The 20,988-nt window shown below is 60.5% G+C and carries 22 protein-coding genes and 1 other RNA gene; 11 read left to right on the forward strand and 12 right to left on the reverse strand.

Going from position 1 to position 20,988, the window contains the following annotated elements:
- Nucleotides 1-16: 16 nt before the first annotated feature.
- The 4 genes from pheA to gyrA form a co-directional block, all read right to left on the reverse strand.
- Nucleotides 17-1,087, reverse strand: coding sequence for a prephenate dehydratase (pheA, locus tag ACQ4WP_RS02460; RefSeq protein WP_436518519.1), 1,071 nt, complete (start codon nt 1,085-1,087; stop codon nt 17-19).
- Between the two features lie 83 nt (nt 1,088-1,170).
- Nucleotides 1,171-2,262 carry a 3-phosphoserine/phosphohydroxythreonine transaminase gene (gene serC / locus ACQ4WP_RS02465; protein ID WP_436518520.1) on the reverse strand — a complete coding sequence of 364 codons (1,092 nt, stop codon included), beginning with the start codon at nt 2,260-2,262 and terminating at the stop codon, nt 1,171-1,173.
- Nucleotides 2,263-2,286: 24 nt separating this feature from the next.
- Entirely contained in the window at nt 2,287-2,871 is a 585-nt protein-coding gene (locus tag ACQ4WP_RS02470) for a DUF2059 domain-containing protein (protein WP_436518521.1), read from the reverse strand.
- A gap of 105 nt (nt 2,872-2,976) precedes the next feature.
- On the reverse strand, nt 2,977-5,655 hold the full coding sequence (gene gyrA, locus ACQ4WP_RS02475; protein ID WP_436518522.1) for a DNA gyrase subunit A: 2,679 nt from the start codon (nt 5,653-5,655) through the stop codon (nt 2,977-2,979).
- A 264-nt stretch (nt 5,656-5,919) separates the two neighbouring features.
- Here gyrA and ACQ4WP_RS02480 point away from each other — a divergent pair, with 264 nt between their 5' ends.
- The 6 genes from ACQ4WP_RS02480 (at nt 5,920) to ACQ4WP_RS02505 (ending at nt 9,980) form a co-directional block, all read left to right on the forward strand.
- Nucleotides 5,920-6,147 carry a hypothetical protein gene (locus ACQ4WP_RS02480; RefSeq protein ID WP_436518523.1) on the forward strand — a complete coding sequence of 76 codons (228 nt, stop codon included), beginning with the start codon at nt 5,920-5,922 and terminating at the stop codon, nt 6,145-6,147.
- Nucleotides 6,148-6,311: 164 nt separating this feature from the next.
- Complete coding sequence (gene ompA / locus ACQ4WP_RS02485) at nt 6,312-7,022, forward strand: outer membrane protein OmpA (protein ID WP_102121617.1); 711 nt, start codon at nt 6,312-6,314, stop codon at nt 7,020-7,022.
- Between the two features lie 127 nt (nt 7,023-7,149).
- Complete coding sequence (gene ubiG, locus ACQ4WP_RS02490) at nt 7,150-7,845, forward strand: bifunctional 2-polyprenyl-6-hydroxyphenol methylase/3-demethylubiquinol 3-O-methyltransferase UbiG (protein ID WP_436518524.1); 696 nt, start codon at nt 7,150-7,152, stop codon at nt 7,843-7,845.
- Between the two features lie 69 nt (nt 7,846-7,914).
- Nucleotides 7,915-8,619 (forward strand): HAD family hydrolase, encoded by a 705-nt coding sequence (locus ACQ4WP_RS02495; protein ID WP_436518525.1) that lies wholly within the window; start codon nt 7,915-7,917, stop codon nt 8,617-8,619.
- A gap of 83 nt (nt 8,620-8,702) precedes the next feature.
- Nucleotides 8,703-9,063: a transfer-messenger RNA gene (gene ssrA / locus ACQ4WP_RS02500) on the forward strand.
- Nucleotides 9,064-9,458: 395 nt separating this feature from the next.
- Nucleotides 9,459-9,980 (forward strand): GNAT family N-acetyltransferase, encoded by a 522-nt coding sequence (locus ACQ4WP_RS02505; RefSeq protein WP_436518526.1) that lies wholly within the window; start codon nt 9,459-9,461, stop codon nt 9,978-9,980.
- A gap of 274 nt (nt 9,981-10,254) precedes the next feature.
- On the opposite strand, the gene ACQ4WP_RS02510 is transcribed toward ACQ4WP_RS02505, so the two are convergent.
- Both ACQ4WP_RS02510 and ACQ4WP_RS02515 read right to left on the reverse strand, forming a co-directional pair.
- Nucleotides 10,255-10,665, reverse strand: coding sequence for a PDC sensor domain-containing protein (locus ACQ4WP_RS02510; RefSeq protein WP_436518527.1), 411 nt, complete (start codon nt 10,663-10,665; stop codon nt 10,255-10,257).
- A gap of 214 nt (nt 10,666-10,879) precedes the next feature.
- Nucleotides 10,880-11,206: a hypothetical protein gene (locus ACQ4WP_RS02515; RefSeq protein ID WP_436518528.1), complete on the reverse strand. Its 327-nt coding sequence runs from the start codon at nt 11,204-11,206 to the stop codon at nt 10,880-10,882.
- 151 nt (nt 11,207-11,357) lie between these two features.
- Here ACQ4WP_RS02515 and ACQ4WP_RS02520 point away from each other — a divergent pair, with 151 nt between their 5' ends.
- Complete coding sequence (locus ACQ4WP_RS02520) at nt 11,358-12,677, forward strand: ATP-binding protein (RefSeq protein ID WP_436518529.1); 1,320 nt, start codon at nt 11,358-11,360, stop codon at nt 12,675-12,677.
- A gap of 60 nt (nt 12,678-12,737) precedes the next feature.
- On the opposite strand, the gene ACQ4WP_RS02525 is transcribed toward ACQ4WP_RS02520, so the two are convergent.
- From ACQ4WP_RS02525 to ACQ4WP_RS02545, 5 genes are all read right to left on the reverse strand, one after another.
- Nucleotides 12,738-12,983: a hypothetical protein gene (locus ACQ4WP_RS02525; protein WP_070257558.1), complete on the reverse strand. Its 246-nt coding sequence runs from the start codon at nt 12,981-12,983 to the stop codon at nt 12,738-12,740.
- 105 nt (nt 12,984-13,088) lie between these two features.
- Entirely contained in the window at nt 13,089-14,534 is a 1,446-nt protein-coding gene (locus ACQ4WP_RS02530; protein WP_436518530.1) for an ATPase domain-containing protein, read from the reverse strand.
- Complete coding sequence (locus tag ACQ4WP_RS02535; RefSeq protein ID WP_436518531.1) at nt 14,531-14,947, reverse strand: hypothetical protein; 417 nt, start codon at nt 14,945-14,947, stop codon at nt 14,531-14,533. Before ACQ4WP_RS02535 ends, ACQ4WP_RS02530 begins: the two co-directional genes overlap by 4 nt.
- Nucleotides 14,948-15,019: 72 nt before the next feature.
- Entirely contained in the window at nt 15,020-16,390 is a 1,371-nt protein-coding gene (locus ACQ4WP_RS02540; RefSeq protein ID WP_436518532.1) for a hybrid sensor histidine kinase/response regulator, read from the reverse strand.
- 163 nt (nt 16,391-16,553) lie between these two features.
- Nucleotides 16,554-16,790 (reverse strand): hypothetical protein, encoded by a 237-nt coding sequence (locus ACQ4WP_RS02545; protein ID WP_282406083.1) that lies wholly within the window; start codon nt 16,788-16,790, stop codon nt 16,554-16,556.
- A 159-nt stretch (nt 16,791-16,949) separates the two neighbouring features.
- On the opposite strand from ACQ4WP_RS02545, the gene ACQ4WP_RS02550 reads away from it, so the two are divergent.
- The 3 genes from ACQ4WP_RS02550 (at nt 16,950) to ACQ4WP_RS02560 (ending at nt 18,877) form a co-directional block, all read left to right on the forward strand.
- A complete protein-coding gene (locus ACQ4WP_RS02550) occupies nt 16,950-17,465 on the forward strand; it encodes a hypothetical protein (RefSeq protein WP_436518533.1) in 516 nt (171 codons plus the stop codon).
- 79 nt (nt 17,466-17,544) lie between these two features.
- Nucleotides 17,545-17,787 carry an Imm32 family immunity protein gene (locus tag ACQ4WP_RS02555; RefSeq protein WP_436518534.1) on the forward strand — a complete coding sequence of 81 codons (243 nt, stop codon included), beginning with the start codon at nt 17,545-17,547 and terminating at the stop codon, nt 17,785-17,787.
- Nucleotides 17,788-17,863: 76 nt separating this feature from the next.
- Nucleotides 17,864-18,877 carry an SMP-30/gluconolactonase/LRE family protein gene (locus ACQ4WP_RS02560; RefSeq protein WP_436518535.1) on the forward strand — a complete coding sequence of 338 codons (1,014 nt, stop codon included), beginning with the start codon at nt 17,864-17,866 and terminating at the stop codon, nt 18,875-18,877.
- On the opposite strand, the gene ACQ4WP_RS02565 is transcribed toward ACQ4WP_RS02560, so the two are convergent.
- Nucleotides 18,864-19,931, reverse strand: a complete 1,068-nt coding sequence (locus tag ACQ4WP_RS02565; protein WP_436518536.1) for an SDR family oxidoreductase — start codon at nt 19,929-19,931, stop codon at nt 18,864-18,866. The genes ACQ4WP_RS02560 and ACQ4WP_RS02565 overlap by 14 nt on opposite strands.
- Before the next feature lie 97 nt (nt 19,932-20,028).
- Between ACQ4WP_RS02565 and ACQ4WP_RS02570 the strand changes: the two genes are divergently transcribed.
- Complete coding sequence (locus ACQ4WP_RS02570) at nt 20,029-20,943, forward strand: LysR family transcriptional regulator (RefSeq protein ID WP_436518537.1); 915 nt, start codon at nt 20,029-20,031, stop codon at nt 20,941-20,943.
- Nucleotides 20,944-20,988: the final 45 nt, after the last annotated feature.

The raw sequence follows: 20,988 nt of genomic DNA on the forward strand, positions 1-20,988 counted from the left end.
TAGAATAGCTACAACTTCACAGACTGACCGGATACGACCCCAGCACCTTGAAAAACGCCGCATTGCTCTGCAGCTCGGCCAGCGCCTGGGCGACGGCCGCGTCGTGCACGTGGCCTTCCACGTCGACATAGAAATAATACTCCCAGCTGCCCATGCGCGCCGGGCGCGACTCGAAGCGCGTCATCGACACGCCGTGCTTCGCCAGGGGCGCGAGCAGTTGGTACACGGCGCCCGCCTTGTTCGGCACGGCCAATACCAGCGAGGTCTGGTCCTTGCCCGACGGCGCAGTCTGCAAGGTGCCCACGACGGCAAAGCGCGTGCGGTTGTGCGGGTCGTCCTGGATATGGCCCTTGACCACGCCCAGCTTGTACTGCGCGCCCGCCAGTTCGCTGGCAATGGCAGCGACCGCCGGGTCCTCACCGGCCATGCGCGCCGCCTCGGCATTCGATGCCACGGCGTGGCGCGCGATGTGCGGGTAGTTCTGGTTCAGCCAGACCTGGCATTGCGCCAGCGCCTGCGAATGGGCGCAGATGGAGGTGACGCCATCCATGTTGCCGCTCTTCGACATCAGGCTGTGGTGCACGGCAATGGCCACCTCGCCGCTGATGATGAGGCTCGTCTGCAGCATCATGTCGAGCGTGCGGTTGACGGCGCCTTCCGAGGAATTCTCGATCGGCACCACGCCGAAGTCCGCCGTTCCCGCCTCGGCCGAACGGAACACTTCGTCGATGGACGCGCACGGCAAGCCTTCGACGGCGCTGCCGAACTGCTGGTACACGGCCTGTTCGCTGAAGGTGCCGGCCGGGCCAAGATACGCCACGGTGACCCTCTTTTCCAGCGAGCGGCAGGACGACATGATTTCGCGGAAGATAGTCTGCACTTCGCGGTCGCCCATGGGGCCGGGATTGCGCTCGGCCACGCCGCGCAGCACCTGCGCTTCGCGCTCGGGGCGGAACACGGGCGCCTGCGTTTCGGCTTTCACATGGCCCACTTGCTGGGCGATTTGCGCGCGGCGGTTCAGCAGCTCGAGGATTTGCGCGTCGATCGCATCGATCTGTTCGCGCAGCGGTTTCAATTTATCGGTCATGGTTGGTGTGTTTCGTCAGCTGTACTTCAATCATGGCCGCGCGGCCAGCGCCGGCGGCGGGCCGGCGCGGTCGTCTATGCGACTCAGCGTCCGGCAAACTCGTTCAAATAGTTGACCAGGGCTTGCACGCCCTCGATCGGCATCGCGTTATAGATCGATGCACGCATGCCGCCGACGGACTTGTGGCCCTTCAGTTGCAGCAGGCCGCGCTGCTTGGCGCCGGCCAGGAATGCGTCGTTCAAGCTTTCATCGCGCAGATAGAACGGAATGGTCATGCGCGAGCGGTATTCCGGGGCGACCCGGTTCTGGTAGAAGTCGTCCGCAGCGAGCGCCGCGTACAGCAGCGCCGCTTTCTCAATATTACGCTGTTCCATGGCTGCCACGCCACCTTGGCGTTTCAGCCACTGGAAAACCAGGCCGGCGATATAGATGCCGTAGGTGGGCGGCGTGTTGTACATCGATTCATGTTCGGCCACGATGCTCCAGTCGAACGCGGACGGGCAGATCGGCAAGGCCTTGCCCAGCAAATCTTCGCGCACGATGACCAGAGTCAGGCCGGCCGGGCCGATATTTTTCTGTGCGCCGCCAAAAATGACGCCATATTGCGATACGTCGATCACGCGCGACAAAATGTGCGACGACATGTCGGCCACGATGGTGGTGCCTGCTGGTACATTCGGCGCCTGCTGGAACTCCACGCCATCGATGGTTTCGTTGGTGCAGATGTGCAGGTAGGCGGCGCCTGGCGTCAGCTTCCACTCGGAGACCGGCGGCACGCCCGTGAAACGCGTGGCCTTGGACGACGCGGCCACGTTGACGTTGGCATACTTGGCCGCTTCCTGGATCGACTTGCCCGACCACGAGCCCGTGTGCACGAAGTCGATAGTGGCTGGCTGCTGCGCGGCCAGGCCCACCAGGTTCATGGGGATGATGGCGTTCTCGCCCAGGCCACCGCCCTGCAGGAACAGGATCTTGTAGTTCTCGGGCACGGCCAGCAGCTCACGCAGGTCGGCCACTGCCTGCTGGTAGATGGAAATGAATTCGGGACCACGGTGGCTCATTTCCATCACCGACATGCCACTGCCATGCCAGTCCTGCATCTCGGCGGCCGCTTGCGCCAGCACTTCCTTGGGCAGGACGGCGGGGCCGGCGGAGAAGTTGTAGATATGGGTCACGATACGGTCCTTGGAAAAATGGAATTATTGGGGCGACTGCGTGGCCGCCCGCATGACTTGTTCGAGCACGGCATTCACGCGCGGGATCAGCACGCGCTGGCTGATGGCCATCGATTCGGCCGACAGTTGCGGCATGGTGGCCAGCATCTTGCGTCCCAGCGGCGTCTTGTAAAAGGCCGTCAGTTGCTCGACTTCCGGCACCGTGTAAAAACGCGCGTACAGGGGCACCATTTCGGCGCTCAGCTCATCGATCAGGGTCGGGTCGGCCAGCACCTGCGTCAAGGTGGCGATGGCGACGGGGATTTCTTCCTCGGCGCTGGCCAGCGCGCGCGCCTTGCGCTGCTCATCCAGTTTCGGGTTGCTGCTGATTTGCTGCTGCGCCGACTGGCGGATCATGGCGGGCACCGATTGCAGCATCTGGTCGAAGATATTGCGCGTCAGCTGCGGGAACTGCATCGCGTCGAGCATGCGCCGCACGGCCACTTTCATGGCGGGGCTGGGCGCTGCCTGGCGCGCTGGCGTGGCTTGTGCACTCTGGGCCAGGGCCGGCAGGGTCGCAAGGAAAGCCAGCGAAAACGCGGCGAAGAAGGTGGCGACGATTTTTCTCATGGCATGCGGGACTTTATAAAAGCGGGGAACAAATGGGACACGCAGGCTGGCGCTGCAAGTGGCGCGCCAATAGCAATTGGGGCTCCCGAAAGAGCCCCAATTATCTTACTCCGGCTGGGCCGGATCAGCCGGATCAACGGGTTCGGCGGCCGCCGGCGCGGCTTCCGTGCCCGCCTCCGTCGTCAGCTCGACTTCGTCGATATCCGTTTCCACCACGCGCTGCAGGCCGGACAGCTTGGTGCCGTCTTCCACGGCGATCAGGGTCACGCCCTGCGTCGCGCGGCCCATTTCGCGAATTTCCGACACGCGGGTACGGATCAGCACGCCACCGGTGGTGATCAGCATGATTTCATCGCTGGTATCGACCAGGGTCGCGGCAACCACTTTGCCATTGCGCTCGCTGGTCTGGATGGCGATCATGCCTTTCGTGCCACGGCCATGGCGCGTGTACTCGGTGATTGGCGTACGCTTGCCATAGCCGTTTTCCGTTGCCGTCAGCACCGACTGCTGCTCGTTCTCGGCCACCAGCAGGGCAATCACGTGCTGGCCTTCTTCCAGGTTCATGCCGCGCACGCCGCGCGCCGTACGGCCCATCGGACGCACATCGTTTTCGTCGAAGCGCACTGCCTTGCCCGAATCGGAGAACAGCATCACGTCGTGCTGGCCGTCGGTCAGCGCCGCACCGATCAGGAAGTCGCCGTCGTCCAGGTCGACCGCGATGATGCCGGCCTTGCGTGGATTGCTGAAGTCCTTCAGCGGCGTCTTCTTCACGGTACCGAGGCTGGTCGACATGAACACGTAATGGTCTTCCGGGAACGTGCGGTTCTCGCCCGACAGCGGCAGGATCACGGTGATCTTTTCGTTGTCCTGCAGCGGGAACATGTTGACGATCGGCTTGCCGCGCGAATTGCGCGAGCCTTGCGGCACTTCCCACACCTTCAGCCAGTACAGGCGGCCACGATCCGAGAAGCACAGGATGTAGTCGTGCGTATTGGCGATGAACAGCTGGTCGATCCAGTCTTCCTCTTTGGTCGCCATGGCCTGCTTGCCGCGTCCGCCGCGCTTCTGCGCGCGGTATTCGGAAATCGGCTGCGCCTTCATGTAACCGGTGTGCGACAGGGTCACGACCATGTCCTGCGGCGTGATCAGGTCTTCCGTTTCCAGGTCGGTCGCATTGAGCTCGATCTGCGAGCGGCGCACGTCCTTGTTGCCAGCGCCGTATTCGTTTTTCGCCGCCGTCATTTCATCGGTGATGATGACGGTGACGCGTTCCGGCTTGGCCAGGATGTCGAGCAAGTCGGCGATATGTTCCATCACGTCCTTGTACTCGTTGACGATCTTGTCCTGCTCCAGGCCGGTCAGGCGTTGCAAACGCATCTGCAAGATTTCCTGCGCCTGGTCGTCCGACAGCTTGTACAGGCCATCCGTTTGCATGCCGTAGTGCTTCGGCAGGTTTTCCGGACGGTAGGCATCGATGCCGCCTGGCGTCGTGCCGTCGCCCGTGCGGGCCAGCATTTCGCGCACGACGGACGAATCCCAGGCCTTGGCCATCAGCTCGACCTTGGCGATCGGCGGTGTCGGCGCGGCCTTGATGATGGCGATGAAGTCATCGATGTTGGCCAGCGCGACAGCCAGACCTTCGAGCACGTGGCCCCGTTCGCGCGCCTTGCGCAATTCGAACACGGTGCGGCGCGTCACCACTTCGCGGCGGTGCGACAGGAAGCATTGCAGCATCTGCTTGAGATTCAGCAGCTTCGGCTGGCCATCGACCAGGGCCACCATATTCATCCCGAAGGTATCTTGCAACTGGGTCTGCTTGTACAGGTTGTTCAGCACCACTTCCGGCACTTCGCCCCGTTTCAACTCGATCACCACGCGCATGCCCGACTTGTCGGATTCGTCGCGGATGTCGGAAATGCCGTCGAGCTTCTTGTCGCGCACGTTCTCGGCAATGCGTTCCAGCAAGGATTTCTTGTTGACCTGGAATGGCAGCTCGTCGACGATGATGGCGATGCGGCCGCCATCCTTGCCGTATTCTTCGAAGTGCGTCTTGGCGCGCATCACCACGCGGCCGCGGCCGGTGCGGTAGCCGTCGCGCACGCCCGACACACCATAGATGATGCCGGCGGTAGGGAAATCGGGGGCGGGAATGATCTCGATCAATTCATCGATCGTGCAATCGGGGTTGCGCAACACGTGCAGCGCGCCGTCGATGACTTCGGTGATGTTGTGTGGCGGAATGTTCGTCGCCATGCCGACGGCGATACCGGACGAGCCATTGATCAGCAGGTTCGGGATACGCGTCGGCAAGACCGTCGGTTCCTTTTCCTTGCCATCGTAGTTGGGCTGGAAGTCGACGGTATCCTTGTCGATATCGGCCAGCAACTCGCCGGCGATCTTGTCCAGGCGGCACTCGGTGTAACGCATCGCCGCGGCGCCATCGCCGTCGACAGAACCGAAGTTGCCCTGGCCATCGACGAGCATGTAGCGCAGCGAAAAATCTTGCGCCATGCGCACCAGTGTGTCGTAGATCGAGGCATCGCCGTGGGGATGGTATTTACCCATGGTTTCGCCGACCACGCGGGCGCACTTGACGTAAGGGCGGTTCCACACGTTATTCATTTCATGCATCGCGAACAAGACGCGGCGGTGCACTGGCTTCAAGCCATCACGCGCATCGGGCAAGGCGCGACCGACGATCACGCTCATGGCGTAATCGAGGTAGCTCTTGCGCATCTCTTCTTCGAGGGAAATAGGAATTGTTTCTTTTGCGAATTGATCCATTGGCGGTTCGACTGATCTCAGGCTGTGGTTAACTTATCTGTTACGCAATGTATGACGCAATACTGCATATCCTAGGCGGCTGTCGTCGTGGACGCCGCACCGCGCGCTGCTGGCGCGGCCCGGCTTCCATGTCGCAGAGTGCCCGAGCAAATCGGCGGACTGGCGACACGACCAGTACGCGTACCGCAGGGGTAGGTCCTGGCCATGCAGTGCCGCCGGCGGCATTTGCTCGACACTCTTAACAGTCAAGCGCACGATTTTAGCATGCGCGCCCAGCTACCTGTACAAATTGGCCATGCCGACAATATTGACAGTTTGCACCGGGGCCGTGCACGCTGGCCTGTCAACAATGCACAATGGCAATACCAGTTCAAGATACCTGCCCTTAAAAGTGGCAAAAAAAGCGATCAATTGTTACAGACGCGTTACAAATGGGCATTTTCGTTGCGCAAAAACAACGTGCGGTCTAAAATCGGGCAAGCTTTGATTTAACCACGGTCGTGTGCCCCTGATGCGTGTGGCAAAATGACTGGGAAGTTAATTGCTAGTTTCGCAATCTGAAACGAGCGCATATGGTCTACATGATAAAATCTTGGCACGTAGCACCAGTAGCGCAGTGTTGTTCTGCGGATATCACCCCCCGAAAGGAAAAAAGAATGAATAAATTTGTAACGCTGTTTTTCGCTGCATCCGCAGTGATTGCTGGCTCGGCTTCGGCCCAAACCCCAACCTCCCCGCCATTCGCGCCAGTTACCACGGACATCAAAGCACCAAGCCCAAAAAGCGCTTACGTGCAAGATGCCCGCGGCGTGATCGTGCGCGATCCATTCGGTCTGTGCTGGCGCACCGGCTACTGGACACCTGCTGACGCGGTGCCAGGTTGCGACGTGCCACTGTGCGTAGAGCCAGAAACCCTGCAAGACGGCAAATGCGTGGCTCCACCAGCGCCAGTCGTACCTGCTCCAGCACCAGCAGTTGTCGTGCCAGTACCAGTCGTCGTTGCTCCTACCTCGGAAAAAGTCAGCTTCGCTGCTGATGCATTCTTCGATTTCGACAAAGCTACGCTGAAGCCAGAAGGCAAAGCCAAGCTGGACGAGCTGACCGCACAACTGGGCGGCATCAACCTGGAAGTCATCATCGCTGTGGGTCACACCGACTCCGTCGGCACCGATGCTTACAACCAAAAACTGTCGGTACGTCGTGCTGATGCTGTCAAAGCCTACCTGGTCACCAAAGGCGTTGAAAGCAACCGCGTGTACACCGAAGGCAAAGGCGAGAAACAACCTGTTGCTGATAACAAAACTGCCGAAGGCCGTGCGAAAAACCGTCGCGTGGAAATCGAAGTTGTTGGTACCCGCAACAAGTAATAGCTGAGCCCCTGGACTTGCCGCAAGTCATCGCGCAAGTCAAGGACAGCATGAAAAACCCCGCCAAGGCGGGGTTTTTTTTCGTCCGTGGCTGCCCGATTGTAAAATTGCCGCTATTATTCGACCTATGAACGCCGACCCTCTCGAAATCCAAAAATTCAGTGAGCTGGCCCACCGCTGGTGGGACCCCACTTCCGAGTTTCGTCCCTTGCACGAAATTAACCCCCTGCGCCTGGAATGGATCAACGCGAAAGTGCCGCTGGCCGGCAAGCGCGTGATCGACATCGGCTGCGGCGGCGGCATCCTGGCCGAATCGATGGCCCGCAAGGGTGCAGACGTGACGGGCATCGACCTGTCCGACAAGGCCCTGAAAGTGGCCGACCTGCACAGCCTGGAATCGGGCGCCAAGGTACGCTACAAACTGATCGCCGCCGAAGCCATGGCCGAGGAAGAGCCGGGCCAGTACGACGTCGTGACCTGCATGGAAATGCTAGAGCACGTGCCGGACCCCGCCGCCATCGTCAAGGCCTGCGCCACCCTGGTCAAGCCGGGCGGCCACATTTTCCTGTCGACCCTGAACCGCAACCCGAAAGCGTATCTGTTCGCCATCCTGGGCGCCGAATACCTGCTGCGTCTGCTGCCGAAAGGCACGCACGACTATGACAAATTCATCACCCCGGCCGAACTGTCGCAATATGCGCGCAGCGCCGGCCTGGACATCAACAGCATGCGCGGCATGGGCTACAATCCGCTGACCAAGATTTACTCACTTAATAGCGATACCAGCGTCAATTATCTGGCGGCCTGCACCCGGCCGCTGTAACCGTCACGCACAATACAAGGCGGCTGCGGCCGCCATTTTTCATTCCTACTTGACACACTTTTGCCCGCCATGATCACAGACCATCTGCCAGCCCCGCGCGCCATCCTGTTCGACCTCGACGGCACCCTGGCCGACACCGCGCCCGACCTGGCAGCGGCCATCAACCTGCTGCGCGCGCGCGCCGGCCTGGCGCCGACCCCGTATGACATCCTGCGCCCCACCGCCTCGGCCGGTGCGCGCGGCATGATAGGCGCGTCGTATGGCATAGCCCCAGGCGAAAGCGGCTACGAAGCCCTGAAAGATGGCTTCCTGAACAATTACGAAGCGGCCCTGGCCGTGGAAAGCCGTTTATTTGACGGCATCCCCGCCATGCTCGACGGCTTGCAAGCGTTGGGCCTGGCCTGGGGCGTGGTCACCAACAAGGCGGCCCGCTTCACCGACCCGCTGGTGGGCCAGATCGGCCTGGGCGCCGCCGGCTGCGTGATCTCGGGCGACACCATGGCGCACCCGAAACCGCACCCCGCCCCTTTGCTGGAAGCGGCACGCCGCCTGGATCTTGCGCCGGAAGACTGCTGGTACGTGGGCGACGACCTGCGCGACATCCAGGCCGGCCGCGCCGCCGGCATGCGCACGGTCGCCTGCGCCTGGGGCTACTGCGGCCCCGTCGAACCGCAACACTGGAATGCCGACCATTTGCTGGACACGCCACTGACCCTGCTGGAGCTGGTCAGCGCGGTGGTGAAGGCGGCGCAGGCGCGGCAGCTGGCGGCGTAAATCGGCACCCGCTTGATCTGGCGCGCCAACAAACGAATGCATCATGCAAGAGTGTGCAGATTGCGCTACAATGAAGGTTCTGTGGGGACGACCTGGTTTCGACGTGGGTTGCAAAGCAGCGCAGGGCATACCGAGGGCGGGCTACCTCGTAAATACAACCTGAAAAAACTTAACTGCAAACGATAACTCGTACGCACTGGCAGCTTAATCGCTGTTAGCTCTAGAACACCTCGTCCCTGGGGTGGGCCGTTAAAAGCTCTAGAGTCATTTACAGGGACTCGTCGTATGCTGGGTTACTTAGCGTCCGACTAAATTATAGGTAACTCGCTTGCCCATAACGTGCACATCCGTGCTGGCTGAGTTAAATTAAATGATAGTGCTAAGTATGTAGAACTGTCTGTAGAGTGCTTGCGGACGCGGGTTCGATTCCCGCCGTCTCCACCACTGAATAAATAAAAGGGCTTCCCCGTTTTGGCGGGGAGGCCCTTTTTATTTATTCCATGCATGCAGAATGCACGTAGCGTATCCGCGTCCGGTACGGGCGCGGGGGTTTTGCGGGGCTTCGGCGAGCGCAGTTCGGCGCCGCAAAACCGGGTTGCGCTTGCAAGCGCAACCCTCTCCGATACTTCTGCCTAGCTCTTGCGCCACAGGCGGTTTTTCCTAACGATAACCTCAGCCGCTCAGGCTGCGGACAAATGATGGACCGGACATTCGCCCCCACAGCGTCTCAGGAAGCAAGACGAAATCCGTTTACGGCATGACTCCGCCACATAGCCCCAACGGAATGATGCAATTTGCAATATCATTGCATCTCCCGTTTCTGACTAAATCGAAAGAATATGATTAATATCCGTGAGGCTGAAATCACAGACCTGCGCGCTCTACAGGAAATCGGCTACCAGACCTACCGTGAGCATTTTTCGGATATTTGGTCCGCTGCCGGAATATCGGAGTTCCTGGATCAAGATTTTTCTCCCAGCACGCTTGAAAACTCGCTCAATTCATTGAAGCAAGTCTGGCTTGTCGCTTCCGACGAAAGTGGAAAACTCGTCGGCTTCGCCAAGGTCAACTTGTCGAAGCCGGCGCCTATCAGCGGCGAGGTGGGCCTAGAACTGCAGAAGATATACTTTCTCAAATCCGAGGCTGGGCGCGGTTATGGAAAGCAGCTTTTGAGCTACATTCACGATCTGGCGCTAGAGCACAGGGAGAGCTTGATATGGTTAGATGTGCTCAAAACCAACTTAAGTGCTCGCCGCTTCTACGCGAAACAGGGTTTTCAAGAACGCGGTGAAATCCCCTTCCAAACGGACAAAGTTGCAATTGGAATGGTAGTCATGGTCTGCCAACTTCCAATCACGTGACGCCTCATCTCACGTGCACTACGTACCGGTCTGGGCATCAGAAAACAAGGCAGCGGTCCCAACGCCGGTTTATACGAATCGGCGCAGAGGCGCAATAAGAAGTATCCCGGCGAACGACAGGGGTAGCTCCGCGGTGATATTGCTTGCAGGTGCCGGGATCAGGTCTTCCATTCAGACAATATCTCAGCATTCAAAAATTATTGCTGCGATATTAGTCGCTTAATCGCCTTCCGATACTTCTCCACCCGCTCCAGATCCCTCTGCGTTGGCTCCCCTATCCGATGAATCCAATCAGCAGCACCAATACCCCACCCACTGCATTTTGCAAGACCGCGTCAAGGCGCCACTCGGCCAGCACTTCTTCCTGTGACAATGCGGCAGAGAGCACCAGTGGGCATTCCTCGATTCTTCGGTAGCTATTGATACGCGTCACGCCATCGACGCGCGACTTGATCGCAGCCGTTCCGACCGGACTTTTGGGCAAATAATCATGAAACATGGGGAATTGTGAAATATCGCGTCCCAGCAAACTCTCATCGAACGGCCGTCTCAATAAGAGAATGCCCGCGCCATTCGCAATGAAAATAGCGCCCTTTTCCCCTATCGAAAAACGTTCATAAAACAGCCTGAAATAATTCATATTGACGGTCGCCAGCACCACGCCGCCGACACTTCCGTCAGGCATATTGATCCGCCGCGACACGGTAACAATCCAGCTCCCCGTTGATTTTCTGCGCACGGGAGGACCGACATAAGGCCCCGATCATCATGCGTTCGATGGTATGTGAAATAATCTCGATCAGAATTATTCAGATTGCTCAACAACGTTTTCTGAGAATTCACCAGCCAGCTGCCATCTTTGGCATAGATGAGGATGCCGTGTAACTGGGGCAGCTCGGCTACACGGGTGACCAGCAATTTGTGAATACGGGCCAGTTCATGATCGGAAACACCATCTGTCTCCACCCGCTCCACCAGTGCGACCAGTACCGTATCAGCCTTTTAATCGTGTCATACGCATGCTGGGCAACAGACTGTGCCAGATTGGAGCTTTCACGCGCGGCTTCATTCAATTGCACTTCCCGTGCGCGCAAGGTCATGCATAACTGGATCGCCAGGAGGGACAGGCACACCAGTACAACAAATGAAATGGCCAGCGGCAGCAAGGAAAAACCCCGGAAACCCGCTCCCGACAATCGTGGCGGCAGCTTGCGTGACCTGGTCATGGATACACTCCCGGATTGATATCCGGCAAAGTGTGCACCAAATAGATGGCAACATATTCACCTATTTATCACAAACAAGATATATAAAATTCACCACACTCGCCGGGCAGCATGCCTTCGCCGTCATGGCGTCGAAGAATCCGGTTTCAGCTTGCCATTGTTTGCAATACCGCCATTCCAGATGGAGCGGAATGGGAAGCAATTCAGCTCCCCCATCTGTTCCAGCAAGAGCCCTCGCAACGTCCTGCGCGCAATGCGCCATCCATCGCGTCAACGGCGTACACTGGCTTCTCTTCCATCAACGCATTGGTCCATCGTGAAACTATCGCGCTTTATTACCGACCATCTGGAGCAGATCCTGGAAGAGTGGGAACTCTTCGCCAGCTCGCTTCCCATTCCTGGAGCCGCCATCTCGAAAGCAGAATTACGCGATCATGCAAAGCAGATGCTGGAAACCATCGTGCGCGACATGGACGTCATCGAGAACGCGGCGCAGCGAAAAAAGAAATCAACCACAGGCGTGTCGGAAATAGCGGGCAAGGAAACCGCAGCCGCGACGCATGGTTCCCTGCGCCAGCAGATTGGCTTCACGCTGCCGCAGCTGACGGCGGAATTTCGCGCAATGCGGGCCAGCGTTCTGCGACTGTGGATGGTACAGGTGTCGGTGGCGTCAAAAACGGCGACAGAAGACATCCTGCGCTTCAATGAAGCGATAGACAAGGCGTTGCAGGAATCGGCCATACGCTATTCGCAGCAGAGCGACCGCACCCGCAATACCTTTCTCGCCATTCTCAGCCACGATCTGCGCAGTCCGCTGACCACCATGACGATGGCAGGCGCGCTGCTGAGCAGGCCAAGCGCGAGCTCCTCTTCCACGGTAGAGATCGGTGCACGGGTTGCCCGCAGCGCGGCCGCCATGACAACCATGGTGAACGATCTGCTGGAATTTGCCAGGACGCAGCTGGGCGGACACATGCCCGTCTCCCCCTCCTTGGGCGATATCGGGGAAATCTGCAAGACGGCCGTCGAGGATGCCTCGGCCGCTCACCCGAAATGCAAGTTTGAACTGAGCACCAAGGGCGAGATGATCGGCGACTTCGATGCGCCCCGCCTGGCCCAGCTGTTTTCCAATTTGCTCAACAATGCTGCGCAATATCGCACCGACGACCAGCCGGTGACCATCACAGCCTGCGGCGACGCCGATACGGCCGTGGTGCAGGTCAAGAATTTTGGCCGCCAGATCCCGGACGCCTCGCTGAAGACCATTTTCGATCCCCTGGTACAGCTGGCCGTTTCTGACGAGCACAAGGCGCCGAATGCCACCAGCATCGGATTGGGTCTGTTTATCGCGCGTGAAATCGCCTGCGCGCACGGCGGCACCATCGGCGCCGAGTCGAGCCTGGAATGCGGCACGGTGTTTACCGTGCGCCTGCCCAGGGTGTCGCTGAATGAAGGAGCGAACGGCGGCTAGGGGCGGATCCCGGCAAAAGACGGCATCTCCTGCTGGCGCCTCTGCCGGGACAGGCTCGCCCTACCTGCGGCTGAGCGGCACATACTCGCCGGGCAAGCTGGCCGCTTCCAGCGCATCGGCAAAGGCCAGCAAGAACTTCGCCGGGCCATGTTCCGACACCAGCAGGGAGGCCCCCTTGTGGCGCAGCAGTTTCAAGACTTCCTGCTGATGCGCCTGGTATTCCTGCGAATGTCCATAGAAGGTCTGATACATTTCCAGCGTTTCCATGGCTTTCGCGGCCAGGATGAATTCGGGTTTGTCCATCATATCTCCTCTTGATCAGCACGGAAACACAGAAGACCCATCATCCGTCTCCTCTGCGTACAGCCATCACCGTCTGCATGGCCGCACTTCCATCATACGCCTCAACGCCTAGACCCGGTAAGGGTCGCCCGACAGTATGCCCTGGTACTGGCTGAGGGCGGCACCGATCTTCACGCCGCCGGCGTCGATATCGTAGAAGCGGATATCCTTGCTGTGGCCGCTGCCACGCACCTTCACCACCGATACCACGCGCTTGAACTGGCCTTCGAGCTCGATGTAGCGCTGCATGACGATGGCGTCGGCCAGGAAAGCGTTGCCGTAGGAACTGAAGCGCAGCATGGTGTACTGGTCTTCCAGCTCGGCCGTCATCAGCACCGACACGCCCATTTCCGTCAAGGCCGCCACCAGACGGTACAGCGATTCGCGGAAGTCCTCGCGGAACATGGAGGCCAGCGCCATTTCAAAGCCGGACAGCGAATCGATGACCACGCGCTTGGCCTTCATGCGCGTGATCATACCCACCAGGTCATGCAGGATTTCATCGAGCGACAAATCCAGGGTGCGCGTGTTGATCACGCCGATCTGGCCGGAACTGACGAGTGCACTCAAATGATGGCTGAGCAACTGGTTCGGGCTTTTCTCGAAGGCGGCGATCACGCCGGGTTCGCCGCAGCGCACGCCTTCCGTCAGGAATTGCGTGGCCAGCACGGTCTTGCCGGAACCGGATGGTCCCACCAGCAGCAGTGAGTACCCTGCCGGCAAGCCGCCGCCCATCATGGCGTCGAGCTCCGGCACGCCCAGCGACAAGCGCTCATTGCCGGAAATGCTGACCTCTTGCATACCGCTGGTCTTCAACACGGCGCGGGAAAATATTTCCACCCCATCGTCATTGATGCGGAAGGTGTGCACGCCCAGGCTTTGTGACTGGCCGCGCATCTTGACCACCTGGATCTTGCGCACCATGGCATCGCGATGCACGAGCTGCGACAGCCACAGGATGCCGTCAGCCACCGTGAACACGGCGCTCGACTCGGCCTCGGGCGCCAGGTATTCGCCGATCAGGAAGGTCGTGGCCAGCCAGCTGGTCATTTGCGCACCCAGCTGCTGCACAAAATTCTGCAGGCCGGCAGCGCCCGTGTCCATGGCCGTGGCCGACTGCACCACGGAGCGGAAGGAATCGACGAAGACCAGGCTGGGCGAGAACGCCGCCACCTCTTCGGCGATGCGCGCCAGCACGCGGTCGAAATCGCCTTCCAGCAAGTCAGCCGACAGATTGACGAACTTGATCGACTGGTTGATCTTTTCCACATCGAAGAAGGGAAACTGCTGCTGATAGCGCAGCATCTTCAGGGGTGGCTCGCCCAGCACCGTGAAAAACAGCGCCCTGCGCTCCGGCGTGGCGAGGGAAAACATGATCTGGTGCGCCAGCGTCGTCTTGCCGCTGCCGGGCGTGCCCGCCACCAGGTTGAAGGAAAACTCGGGTATTCCGCCGCCCAGCAGTTCGTCCAACCCCGGCACGCCAGTTGCCAGGCGGTGGATGGTGACTTTGTTCATTCGTTCGGCTCCATTCCAGCATTATTCACAACGTCATCACCCCAGGCCTTCAGGAGGATGCTATTCGTTAAGAGTTCGCCAATTAATAAAATAAGGGTGTTGATGAAGTGCATCAACATCGCCGTGCTTGCCGCGCAGGCGACTGCGTCCGCCTGTCCCTGCAAGCTGGCGCGCAAGGCGGTCATTGCAGCTGCCAGCGCTTGCGGCGGATGGGGCGACAAGCAGCTGAACTGCTTCTGACTCTGGTGCAGGCTGCGGGCATACATTGACTCCACGCCCCGCTCACCAATGATCTGATTCAATTCAGTGGCCAGTTGCTCCCAAAGGCGAATACTGACGTCTACCACCGCACCTGGTTCGCGTAACAGCGCGTGCTCTATCCTGCGCTGCCGCTGTTCATGGACTGTGGCCATAATCGGATCTTTTCTCTGCGGTTTTCGGTGCATGGACCATGTTAAACAAAAGCATCAGGGTTTCCTCGCCCATCAGCGCGGAACCGTTGCCGTGATTATTCTCGACAAAGCGTCGATATTGATGGGCTTTACCAGATAGTGGTCAAACCCTGCCTGGCCAGCGCGGTCAAACTCGCCAAGCTGACTGTACCCTGACGCGGCGACAAAGCACGGCAGCGGTGCCACCAGGGCCGCACGGGCCGAACTGATGACCTGGTAGCCATCCATGCCCGGCAAGCCGATATCGCACACGATCACATCGTAGGGCGCATCGAGCGCGGCGCGCAAGCCGCTGGGGCCGTCATTGCGCACGTCGACATGGTGGCCGTCCTGCGTCAGCAGCAGCGCCAGCATTTCCGCCGCATCGGCGTTATCCTCGATCAGCAATATGCGGCGTGGCAGTGCGCACGCCGCAGGTACCGCCTGCATGCCCTGCGATGGCGGCGCCAGCGCCGACAAGGGCAGCTGCAACACAAACTGGCTGCCAAAACCGACCCCTGCGCTGAAGACATCCACGGTGCCGCCATGCAACTGGGTAATGATGCGCACCAGCGACAGGCCGATGCCCAGGCCGCCCTGCGCCCGTTCCAGCGAACGGAAGCCCTGGGTAAACAGGTCGAAGATGAAGGGCTGGATATCGAGGGCGATGCCGGCGCCATCGTCGCTGACCGCAATTTCCACCAAATCATCGTGGCGCCGGGCGACGATGTCGATGTGGCCAAACTCGTGCGTAAATTTGCTGGCATTGATGAGCAAGTTGGCAAACACTTGCGTCAGGCGCACCAGGTCTCCTTCGATCACCAAAGGTTCGGCCGGCAGACTCACGCTCAGCACTTGCTGGCGTAGACTGATGCTGGCCTGGCCAACTTCCACGGCACTGGCGACGATGTCGCTCAGCAGGATGGGCGCCAGCTGCAAGGTGATCTTCCCGCTGCTGACGCGCGAAGCGTCGAGCAAGTCGTCGATCAGGCGCGCCATATGCGCCACCTGGCGGCCGATCACGCCATGCACATCCACCAGTTGGGGATCGAGGTCGACCTTCTTGGCCAGCAAGTCATTGGCCATCGCCAGCGGCTGCAAGGGGTTGCGCAACTCATGCGCGAGCATGGCCAGGAATTCCGTCTGGCGCAAGGTTGTCGCTTCGGCGGACGCTTGCAGCTCCTGCGCGCCAAACGTCGCCAGCACGAGATTTTGATTGGCTTCGCGCAACTGCACGATCAACAGGCCAAAGGCGTCGGATTTGTCCTTTTCCTGCAACTGCATCTTGGCCATGATCAACAGTTGATTGATCGTCTCGCGCAACAGCTTGACTTCGCGGTTATGCAAGGCATGCAGATTTTGCTCGGAGGGCAACTGCTGGGCGGGCGCATCCTCAGGATCCGGCGAGAGTGCTGTGTGGTGCATGGTGACGGTGTGCGGCCTGTGGGGGCCGGCCTCAAGGACAACTCTTCGTTCCGCGGCGTTCACTCAGGCATCGCCGCGCACGCCAGCTCTATTGCTGCATACAGTGTATTTCTCTCTAGCCAAACACGATACTCTATTTACCTTACGAAATGAAAGCATTACATTACTTATCGTCAACAGTGCGCAGGGGTAGCACGTAATTGGCAAGCTGCCACCCCATGGCCAGGGCCGATTGCTCCGCTTCGTGCTGCGTGCTGCGATTTTCCAGATTGGCTTGCCGGACATCTTCAAAGCCGCACTTGCTCAGCACCAACTGTCCCTGCCAACACCCCTCGGGCAGTTCGCAGGCGTAGGCCGAGATCAGGAACCCATTGTGGGTGGTGGGATTCGCATAAGACATGAGGCCTCCGTAGGATTGCCAGCAACGCAGTGAACAAGCACCACGGTCGTCATTGCAGTATAGTCAGACTTAGTGTAACCGCAATACGGCTCGAAGTAAGCGCAATGCGGCTCGAATTTCATTTAAATCAAATACATACGCATCAGGCCGCCTGACGGAATGGTCGCGCGCGTGCATAGGCAATTTATTGCATTCCGTGCAAAAATGCGCCTGTCGCAACCTTGCCGGCATTGCTCCATGGACCAATACCATTTCCTCGTCGGCGAATTCAGCAAGAATAGCCCTTTCCTTCCCGCCGCGGCCAGCGCGCAGCTGTTTGCCTGGTTCGCGCAGATTGGCGAACCCGTCGAGCGCTACGGCAGCAAGCGCGGCAAGGCCGTCAAGTTCTCGCAGAGAAATTACGAGAAGAACCTGTTCGCGCCCGATGCCGCCAGCATCGCATTGTTTTCAGCGCGCATCGTGCCGCCCGACGAGGCCGACGAAGTCACGAACTGCGACGCGCTGGCCGTGTATGAGCCGGCCGTTTCGCTGCTGCTGGCGATGCGCGCCAGCAAGCTGCCCTTGCGCGGCAAGCATACCCGGCTTGCTCGAGCATGGCGAGTATGTGTATGGCTACAGCGAAACCCTGGACTATGGCAGCGGCTGCGCACGACAGCAAGACACGCTGGTTTATAAGCGGCGAAGAACAGGCAGCCGCCCGCGCCGACCTGCTCGCGCACGCCATGCCGGGCTCCCATATCGATCATTGAACCCCATGAACACACACCTTTCCCTGCACTGCTATCTGCAAGACGCGCCGTCCGAACGCCCCCTGCCCTGCTCCGACGTCACCATCCACGCCGATCCCGCCACCCTGCGCGCCATTGCCCATTTTCTGCTGGCCAGCGCCGACGCGTTTGATCTGGCGCAAGCACGCGCCGGCATGCACGCCCATCTGCAAGACGAATGGGACGGCTGGCAAGACGACTTCCCCGACCTGATCGTGGTGGCGGCCTGAGGTGAGACATAGACTGGCGCCCCGGCTGGCGCGCCTCGGGTAACATACGCCACCTTTGCTATACAGAGATCGCTCCATGCATCAGTCCTCCTCCTTGCCCGATTCCCGAACCGCCCTGCCCTGGTTGCGCACCGCCGTGCTGGCCGCCGCGCTGGCCAATCTGTCCGCCTGCGCCAGCCCGCCCGCGCACGAGACCTTGTTCCTCGCCACCACCCTTACGCCCGCGCATTCCTTTACCAAGGGCATCGAAGGGCCGGCCGTGGATGCGGATGGCAATATCTACGCCGTCAACTTTGCGCGCCAGCAAACCATCGGCAAGGTGCATCCCGATGGCAACGGCGAAGTGTGGCTGAGCCTGCCCGGCACCAGCATCGCCAACGGCATCCGCTTCGGCAGCCGGGGTCAGATGTATCTGGCCGACTACATGCAACACACGATCTACCTGGTTGACCCAGCCACGCGCGCGCTGTCCATCCACGCGCGCGAGCCGCGCATGACGCAACCGAACGATATCGCCATCACGGCCGATGACGTGCTGTATGCGAGCGACCCGAACTGGAAGGAAAACACGGGCCGCGTGTGGCGCATCGCACAGGATGGCACGGTGACCCTGGCGCTCGACACCATGGGCACGGCCAACGGCATCGAGGTCAGTCCCGACGGCAAGATTTTGTATGTGAATGAAAGCGTGCAGCGCAATATCTGGATGTATGACATCGCCACGGACGGCAGCCTGAGCGGCAAACGATTGCTGATCAAGTTCGACGATTTCGGCATGGACGGCATGCGCGTGGACGTCGACGGCAACCTGTACGTGACGCGCTACGGCAAGGGCAGCGTGGTCAAACTGTCGCCGCAGGGCCGCATCCTGCGCGAGATCAGCGTGCCCGGCGCCAAGCCCAGCAACATCACCTTCGGCGGCCCCGATGGCCGCACGGCGTACGTGACGGAAGTGGTGCAAGGACGCTTGCTGCAATTCCGCGTCGACCGCCCGGGCCTGGAGTGGCAGCGCGCGCAGCAACACAAGAGCAATGCAGCGGCAGCGGCAGCCCCGCCACCGGCCGCAACGGAGCAGGTCAGCGCGGAATGACGCGCTCCGCCTTCAGGCGCGCGAACAGGGCGATGAAGGCATCCTGCGTATCCTGGTAATCAAGAAAGCCCGCCTTGCGGCTCTTGCCCATGTCCGTCATCACTTCCATCGGCCGTCCCAGGTCGGCATCCGTATGCCACCAGGAGGCGAGGCGGCCGATGTCCGTTTCCACCAGATCATGCTGCTGCGCGATGGCACGCCATTGCGCGGGCGCATCCTGCATGCGGCCGGCCAGCGGCGCCATCGTCTCGGGCAAGTCCGCCGCTGCCACGCCGAAATACGCGGCCAGGCGGGGCCACAACCACTTCCAGCGGAACACGTCGCCATTGACGATATTAAAATCCTCGTTGCGCGCGGCGGGGCTGTCCGCCGCCCACGCCAGGTGGCGCGCAATCTGGCCCGCGTCCGTCATGTCGGACAAGCCATGCCACTGCGCGGGCGAACCGGGAAAGACGAAAGGCTGGCCGCTGGCCTTGCACAGGCTGGCATACACGGCCAGGGTCAGGCCCATGTTCATGGCATTGCCCAGCGCGTAGCCGATGATGGTATGCGGGCGGTGCACGCTCCACGTAAAACCGTACTGGGCGGCCGCTTCGAACAGGCGGTCTTCCTGTGCATAGTAAAAATTCTCGACGTCCTGGCGGCCCTGCTCTTCGCGAAATGGCGTGACAGGCACGGTGCCTTGTCCATACGCATCGAACGGCCCCAGATAGTGCTTGAGACCCGTCACCAGCGCCGCGTGGCGCAGGTGGCCGCTTGGCCCCAGCGCGGCCAGCACATTGGCCACCATGGCGCCGTTGACGCGGATGTTTTCCTGCTCGTTGGCCTGGCGCGCCCAGGCCGTGAAAAAGACGTGGCTGGCATCCAGGCCGGCCAGCGCCGATGCCACGGCGGCGCCATCCGTCGCATCGAGCGGCAAGGCCGTGCAGCCGGCGGGCACAGGCGTGCGGCCGCGCGAGACACCCGTCACCTGCCAGCCTTGCGCCAACAGATGCGTGGCCAGATTGCTGCCGATGACGCCGCTGGCGCCGATGATGAGGGCGTGTTTTTGCATGAGAGAGTGGCTCCGAAAGAAAAAACCATCATATCCGCGACACCAATTCTTATCCACGATACTATTTCACCTCATTCATGAATAAAATTCGCGAATCATGTTTTCATCGGAACATTTGAAAGGCCTGACGCCCTTCCTCGCCACGGCCGACGCGGGCAGTTTTACCAGGGCGGCCGAACGCCTGCACCTGAGCAGCTCGGCCGTCAGCAAGAGCGTCGCGCGCCTCGAAGAACGGCTGGGCGTGCTGCTGTTCGAGCGCAGCACGCGACGCCTGAAACTGAGCGATGCTGGCCGCGCCTACTACGCCACCTGCAAGCGCGTGCTGCAGGAACTGGCGGACGCGGAAGACGTGCTGGGCGAGCACGCGACGGAACTGGCGGGCAAGGTGCGCATCGGCGTGCCCGCCGCGTATGGCCGGCTGCGCGTGATGCCGGCTCTGCTGGAGCTGTGCGCGCAGTATCCGCGCCTGCAGCCGTCGATCGCCTTCAGCGACCGCTTCGTCGACCTGTTCGAAGAGCGCATCGATATCGCCGTGCGCATCGGCGCGCCCTCGCACTGGCCGGCCGCGCTGGGACAGATGCACCTGGGCGACGAGCAGCTGATCCTGTGCGCGGCGCCCGCCTACCTGGCGCGGCGCGGCACGCCCGCATCCATCGCAGATCTGGATGGCCACGACTGCATCGCCTACGGGCGCGGCGACGGCTCGCCCATGCCGTGGCTATTCCTGGACGCTGACCACGGCGGGCAGGTGGAACACCGCCTGACGTCTCCCCGCATGACGGTGGGCGACGCGGAAGCACGCACGGCCGCCGTGCTGGCGGGCCTGGGCGTGGCGCAACTGGCCACCTGGCTGGTGCAGGAACACCTGGCCACGGGCGCTATCGTGGCAGTGCTGCCGGCACTGGCCACGCCAGGCTTGCCCCTGTACCTGGCCTGGCCGCTGGCGCGCCAGCTGACGCCCAAGACGGGCACCCTGCTGCAGGAACTGCGGCAACGGCTGACGATCAATTGACTCAGTTGAATATTTCCCTTGACCATGACGTTACGTCAGGTTTGA

The organism is Janthinobacterium lyxosi, assembly GCF_051380665.1.
Lineage (GTDB): Bacteria > Pseudomonadota > Gammaproteobacteria > Burkholderiales > Burkholderiaceae_D > Janthinobacterium.